The sequence below is a fragment of the Blastocatellia bacterium genome (assembly GCA_025055075.1).
Classification (GTDB): Bacteria; Acidobacteriota; Blastocatellia; order HR10; family HR10; genus HR10.
In genome coordinates this window covers 34,011-40,682 of the sequence record JANWYV010000002.1, presented here as the reverse complement: position 1 = coordinate 40,682, position 6,672 = coordinate 34,011, and the positions used below count along the sequence as shown (strand labels likewise).

Sequence of the window (6,672 nt, the reverse complement as noted above, 5' to 3'; positions counted from 1 at the left end):
GTTCACTGGGATTCCCTTTGCCGTCACCGGCGGCATCCTCTCGCTGCTTCTGCGCGGGATGCCTTTTTCCATGAGCGCGGGGGTTGGCTTCATTGCTGTTTCCGGCGTGGCGGTGCTGAATGGCATTGTCATGCTTACGTTCATCAACCAACTCCGTGAGCAGGGATTGACGCTTGAAGACGCCATCGTGCAAGGTGCGCTCACCCGGTTGCGTCCGGTCCTGATGACAGCGCTCGTAGCCAGTCTCGGATTCGTCCCGATGGCTCTCTCCACAGGAACGGGCGCGGAAGTGCAACGCCCCTTAGCCACTGTCGTCATCGGCGGACTCCTCACTTCGACCGTGCTCACGTTGCTCGTCTTGCCCGCAATCTATCGCTGGTTTGTGAAGGACTGACCTGAGGTGGGAATTTCAACTGGTTCGATACATCAATGGATAGTTGATAAGGCCCTTGACTTGTCAAAGACGCAAATATATGCTTCGTTGGGCATATAAGAATTCGAGCAATGAACGAGTATATCGAGATTTTTAAGGCCCTGAGCGATGAAACACGATTGCGCATCCTGCGCTTGCTTCTGATGGCCAAGAGCGGGCTGTGTGTCTGCGAGCTGGTTGATTCGCTGGAGGTCCCTCAATACAACGTTTCCAAGCATTTGAAGGTGTTGAAGCAGGTGGGACTCCTCACCGAGCGAAGGGAAGGGCGGTGGGTTTATTACTCGTTGTACGACGCCGATGAGCCATTCATGCAGTCCCTCTTTGACGCTCTCGCCTCAATTCCAAGAACTCTTTTGGCGAGGGACGAGAGGGAGCTGAAGAAGCGCCTGCGCATTCGCATCCGTGGCAAATGCCTCGTCGGGATAAAAAAGGAGAGATTGGTGCCGGGCAGGGCGGCCAAGAGAGTGCGCCAGAAGGCGAAGGCCGAAGTGGCATCGGTGAGCCGATGAGCAAACGCTATGACTGGTCAAGAGCCGATTGAGAAAATCCGAGCTGAATTACGCGTGGGCATGGACTTGGTCAAATGCCGGCAGTGTGGCTGCATGAAGGAGACGTTGAAAAAGATCGAATCGGCTCTTCCCACGCTCGAAAGCGAAGCCGGTTCGGCTTTGCTCAAACAGATCGGAGTTTGGCTGGAGCAGATGGAATCGATCAAGTATGCGTGCCTGGGCTGCGCGTACTGCTTCCCGGCCGTAGCGATGAACATATTCAATCAAGCCTTTCCCGAAGCCGCCGAAGCTCAATCGTTGAGTTGCGCCTTTGACGTAAGGGAGCGGACGTGGCCGCCGGTGCCGGGAGAGTATTTTGCTTTTTGTGATGGTCCCAATTGTCCGGTGGCCGTTTCCACCCTGGCCAGTGTGGAACTGGCCGAGGAGCTGGCTCGCATCAGGCCGAAAGGACTTTGCATCGTTGGGAAAACGGAGACGGAAAACATCGGCATTGATAAGGTCATCAAAAACACGATCACTAATCCGACTATTCGCTTCCTCCTTCTGGTTGGCAAAGAACCTCAAGGGCATTGGACCGGAAGCACATTTCTGGCCTTATGGAAAAACGGCGTTGATGAGAGCATGAGGGTAATAGGTTCTCCGGGAAAGCGTCCCATTTTGAGGAACGTCACTCGTGATGAAGTGGAAGCCTTCAGAGAACAAGTGCGGGTTGTCGACCTGATCGGATGTGAAGATGTGAAGACCATCATTGAGAAACTCCAAGAACTCTCGCAGGATCCCAGCCCCTTCTGTGCCTGTGTGCAGTGCGCTGAGGAAACCAAGTCCGCTCAGATTTCCACGGTACCGGTCATTCAGGCAGAAGAACCGACCCACGTTGAGATGGATAAGGCCGGCTATTTCGTCATCCTTCCGCAACCGGAAAGAAAGGTGATCCTTGTGGAGCATTACTCCTACGACAACCGGCTCTTAAGGATCATCGAAGGCGAAACGGCCAGGAGCCTCTACTGGACAATCATCAAAAACGGCTGGGTCACGCAGCTCTCTCATGCCGCTTATTTAGGAAAAGAGTTGGAGCGGGCGGAACTGAGCCTGAAGCACGGATTCAAATATGTTCAGGACGGGGCGACGGGAGACTTCACGCGAGAACGCTAGCGCCTTTCCTAATGAACGGAAAGGAACGCGGGATCAAGAAGCGAATGATTCCGATTTCGATCGTCTCGGCCGCACGGCCATCGTCGCTGCGAAGCAGACGAGCCACGGGGATCCCACTCTCGAAGAGGCTATGCCCGAGCCAAGCCAGATTCCCATCGCGACGGGACAGACGAGACCGCTCTTCATGTCTCATGCACCTCCTTGCAGACTCCTCATCTTGGTCGCCCATGGAGTGCCCGCAAATGCTCGCTCGCCGCTATGGCCTCCCCGCCCTGAGCCCCCCGAAATGAGGTTCAGCGGAGGAGTCGCACTGCTCCGCTGCTGACCTCCACCAGCAGAGACCCTTACGCCGTGACCACTTTCACGGCTTCCCGTTGCGCCGTTGACCGTCCACGTGGCCCGAAGGGTTCGCAGTTGATCTCCGTTGGTCATGTTGCTGACGTTAAAAGAGTCCCTATGGCTGCCCCCCGAACGACTCACCAGTCCAACCAGCGTCCGTGCCGTCCCTCCCAACGTGAGATACTCCAATCGAAATGTCCCCGTCGCTGTCGTCGGCTCAAGCGTCGTCCGAATCGCATCCGCTCGCGCATACGCCTCACCCAATTACTCACACTTCCCGAGAGAAGAAAGCGCAGATCCCCTATCCGCCGTGCCCCACATTCTCCCCTTTCTCGTTTCCGTTTTCCCGCCATCCTGTCATCGAATAGGAAGATCGAGCGTTGAGATTCGCAAGCACGAGTCCCTTGGCGTGAAGTGAAGACGCACATATCCCGCTTTCTCTTCTAGAAGATGGATCTCTTGCACATAAATGAGGTTTTCCGGATGCTCGGTCTCCTCGCACTGCGCCAAGTCCAAGACGGCCCAGGTGTCGATTGTTTTCACTTTTACCTTCGGTCGAACGATCCCTGATCCCACGTCAACGACGACCAAATGATTCGCCTTCTTCCACCGGTCAACGAATGCCACCACGCCCTCCCGGAGCCAAAAAAGGCCGTCCGACGCGAGCTGGTGAGCTTCTTCCTCGCCAGAGATCACCGGATAATAAACTCTGCGCTCGACATTTTCAGGAGGATATATGGGTATCCCGACGTTCTCGTGATTCTCAAGTCCTTGCCTGTAATGGAGCCTGTTTTGCATGGGTGAGGCTGTCGCATCATAGACAAGGTAGACCGCACTCCACCAACCGGGTTGTGTCGAATACCGGGGAGTAAATTTCACATAGGCGATGAACTGCCCATAGACGCTAGGAAAATAACAGTAAAAGTGATCCACAACGGCGCCAGCCCTCAAATCTATCACGTTCACGATCCTCACCGTTCCGCTGACGCTCCCTACTACGACCGCCCGCGATGGATTAATGATCACAAGCTCATCGACCTGAGCCGTGTCGTTTCTAATGGTGAAAAATGACTTAGTGGCGCGACGTTTATCTTTGACCTCAAAGGTGAAACTTTTACCTCCCCCACAGTCGCCACAGGGCTCGACTCGCGTGAGAGAAATGATGAGATCCTCGGATTCCACAGAAACCTCTCGTTGACGGTCGGGATCAAAGACGTCTACCTTCGAGGACCGCTGAGCTAGGGAGCTTGAGAACGAGGTTGTTCCTCCGTTTAGACCGACGTGAAAACCAGGTACACACAATGAGGAAGCCATAACGACCGTGAGCACCTTCTTGAGGCTCAGACGAGGTTTCTCCCTCATGATTTTACCTCCTGTGAAAATGGCATGTAGCGCAAGCCGCCAAGTTGTCCTACCTCGCTTTCATCGTCATGGTGTGCGTAAGCACATGAGTGACTCCTTAGCCTAGATAAGGCTACCTCAACCGGATGGTCACGAAATTACCAAGATCCGTAATCCCCGAGCACCTATCATCAGTTGTGTAGTTATCCAACTGAGCTTCCGCACAACCAGGGCATACATCCGTGACGGTCTTAACTGTCCCAGGGGTTCCGCCCAATCCGAACTATTAACACGCGATCTCCGCATGTCAAGTGCTGATGATCCGGATTCCGAGCTACAGTCGTATTGCTCAGCGACAGTCCACTACAGGCCGGTCTAATTGCTTGTTGGCGGAAGCTCCGATCAGGTGCATCAGACGGAAAATTTCGAGGCGGCCGCACGCAAAAGAATTCACGAACAATATCTCCGAAGTTAATTGATCGCCCACTCCCGTTACGGTTAACTTGCACTATAAAATCACTACGCAACATCGTAGCAGTAAAATTACAAGCGGCATTTGTAATGTATGCGCTTGCGGGAGCTCCCACACACCGGGACTCGTGTGGAGTGTTGTATTGGGAGTGCCGATAGGTTCCAAGCACACGGAAGCTCACGGCCCTATTGCCGTTGCCGGTGATCCCGTTTACAGTCCAACCGGCTCTCACTTCTGTAAATTGGCGTGCTGGAAGGTTGGCAGGGTTAAAAGAAAATACATGGGTGCCACCACTACGAGTATCGTTAAACAAGGTCACATTCCCACCAGCGCTTACCAATGTTAAGACAAGCCTTCCGCTTGCAGTGCTTGGAGAAAGTAATACTGCGATTCGATCCGATACGATGTCAGCCTCTGTAATTTGAACCTTCGGCTCCACTGTCACCTGAATCTGTTGAGTGAGCCCCAGCGTCACGTCAATGCAGGGATTGCAAATCCAGCAGTGATTCACCTGCGCATCAATCGTCGCCGTCCCCGGACTCAGAAACCGCGCCTCAAACCAATCCCGAACGGAATCAGAAATCACCACGACCTGCACAATGCTCACGTTACTCTCCAACCAATCAATCGCCCGCCCATCGTTGATCGCCCAACTCGACCCATCCGCATAATACACCCGCGCCGTCACGCTCGCCCGCTCCCCTACTACCCCCCGTATGCTCGCCACCCCCGGCTCCAGCCGCAGCGGCTGCGAGACACAATTCGGACAGGCCATCGTCGCCCGAATCCCCCGCCGCCCATCCACCAGAATCGCCTCCCCGATGATCCGCTGACTCTCCTCCACTCCCGCTATCCCATGCACCACCAGCTTGGCCTGCCCCCGGCTCACCCCACGCGGCAGCAGCCGCCCAAATTGATCGGGAATTCGTTTGTCTCTCAACGCCTTGACCGCCACCTGCCGCACCTCCCCCGGTCGCAACCGCCCGCCCTCGTAAGTATAACTCTCCTCCCCATAGAACTCTTCCACCCGACTCGGATTCATCACAGCAATCACCGTGTCGGCCTCCTCCCCAATCCTCCAGGGATAGTTGAACCCGCCATAGGCCTCGCCCACAGCATCCTTGGGACTGACCGAAATGACCTCCGATCCATCCTCGCTCACCAGCAGAAGATCGGCCACTACGTTCTCCCCTCGCCCCCGATGCTGCAGTTCCAACCCCACGTCCTCTGCCCGCCGAGGAATCTCCCCTCGCTTCTCCTCAAGGTCAAAGGCTCGCGCCTGCCCGGACCCTACCACCACCCGTCCCAACGACTTCCGCACCGCTTGCCCGTTCACCCGGTAGTGCGCAATCAAAGAGACCTCTTGCTGCCGATCTCCGCTATTGCCCAGAAGCAGCAGCGGCCTCAAACCCTCCCACAGCCGCAACGCCGGACTGAGCACTCGCCCCGATTGCCGCATGCCCACATCCACCAGGCGGATGTTCGCCGCATATCCTGAGGAATCCGCCACCCATCCTTGCACGAGCAAATCTCCCGGCTTCCCATTGTGAGCGATGCTCACCCCAACGGCGGTTGCGCCTATGGTTGACGATTCGACGATCTCCTCGCGCACGTCCATCACCCGCGTTTGATACGGTCCCAGCTCAAACGTCTGCCTCGCGCTGAAGCCGCTCTCGCCATAGACGCGCAGCTCAACCGCCCGCGTCCGTTCGCTCGTATTGGCCAGGATCAGCTCCCCTTGAGCCCTCTGGCCCGGCCAAAAGAAGACGCCATCAAACCGTGGAGCGATGCACATCGTCGGAGGCACGAAGACGTGATTGAATGACAGGCCCGCCGCCTCGTTCACCACGATCACTTGTCCAACCACTTCCATCGGATCGCCCACGTAGCCGAGCGCGACCTGTCCCTGCCCGGATGCCTCGCCGATCAGCTCCTCAAGCGACACATCCACGCTCTGGAGCGGCCCAAGCGAGATCGTCCGCGCCCGAAGCAGCTCTCCACTTTCCCGACGCACAAGGGGCGTAATCTCAATCCGTCGCGGCTGCGCGTTGTTGAGCATCAGAAGGGAGCGAAATCCCTCCCCTGCCCGCCAAAAGGGAGCATGCAGTTGCACGGGCCGAAAGCGGGCCGCTCGTTCCGCCAGAACTTGTTGTCGTAGGGCTTCAAGTTGACGCTCCCGCTCGGCCTCTTGAGCCGCGTCCGACGAAACATTCTGCCCCTCGTGAGGATGAGACGCATCGTTCCCCGCGCTGTCAATGATCGAAACCGCGTCTGACGAAATGTTCTGCCCATGGTGAGCGTGAGGGCTCGTCTGTTCCGGCTCGCGCCCCACGGGCCACACAAAGAGCGCGAGCATGAGGAAAAGAACCGCTCCCCTGTTTCTCCTCTTGTGTTCTCCCCAATGGTAGGACATACGCCTGGCCTCC

At 56.4% G+C, this 6,672-nt stretch carries 5 protein-coding genes; 3 read left to right on the top strand and 2 right to left on the bottom strand.

All coding sequences use genetic code 11. The annotated features are described in order from the left end of the window. The 3 genes from NZ746_00460 to NZ746_00450 all read left to right on the top strand — a co-directional run. Positions 1-394, top strand: a 394-nt coding sequence (locus NZ746_00460; GenBank protein ID MCS6815830.1) for an efflux RND transporter permease subunit, incomplete at its 5' end; no start/stop codon positions are given. 110 nt (positions 395-504) lie between these two features. Next, positions 505-942, top strand: a complete 438-nt coding sequence (locus tag NZ746_00455; protein MCS6815829.1) for a metalloregulator ArsR/SmtB family transcription factor — start codon at positions 505-507, stop codon at positions 940-942. 9 nt (positions 943-951) lie between these two features. Further along, entirely contained in the window at positions 952-2,094 is a 1,143-nt protein-coding gene (locus tag NZ746_00450; protein MCS6815828.1) for a DUF4346 domain-containing protein, read from the top strand. A 696-nt stretch (positions 2,095-2,790) separates the two neighbouring features. Here the strand turns inward: NZ746_00450 and NZ746_00445 are convergent. Both NZ746_00445 and NZ746_00440 read right to left on the bottom strand, forming a co-directional pair. Further along, positions 2,791-3,795, bottom strand: a complete 1,005-nt coding sequence (locus NZ746_00445) for a hypothetical protein (protein MCS6815827.1) — start codon at positions 3,793-3,795, stop codon at positions 2,791-2,793. 230 nt (positions 3,796-4,025) lie between these two features. Next, positions 4,026-6,659 carry a hypothetical protein gene (locus NZ746_00440; GenBank protein ID MCS6815826.1) on the bottom strand — a complete coding sequence of 878 codons (2,634 nt, stop codon included), beginning with the start codon at positions 6,657-6,659 and terminating at the stop codon, positions 4,026-4,028. Positions 6,660-6,672: the final 13 nt, after the last annotated feature.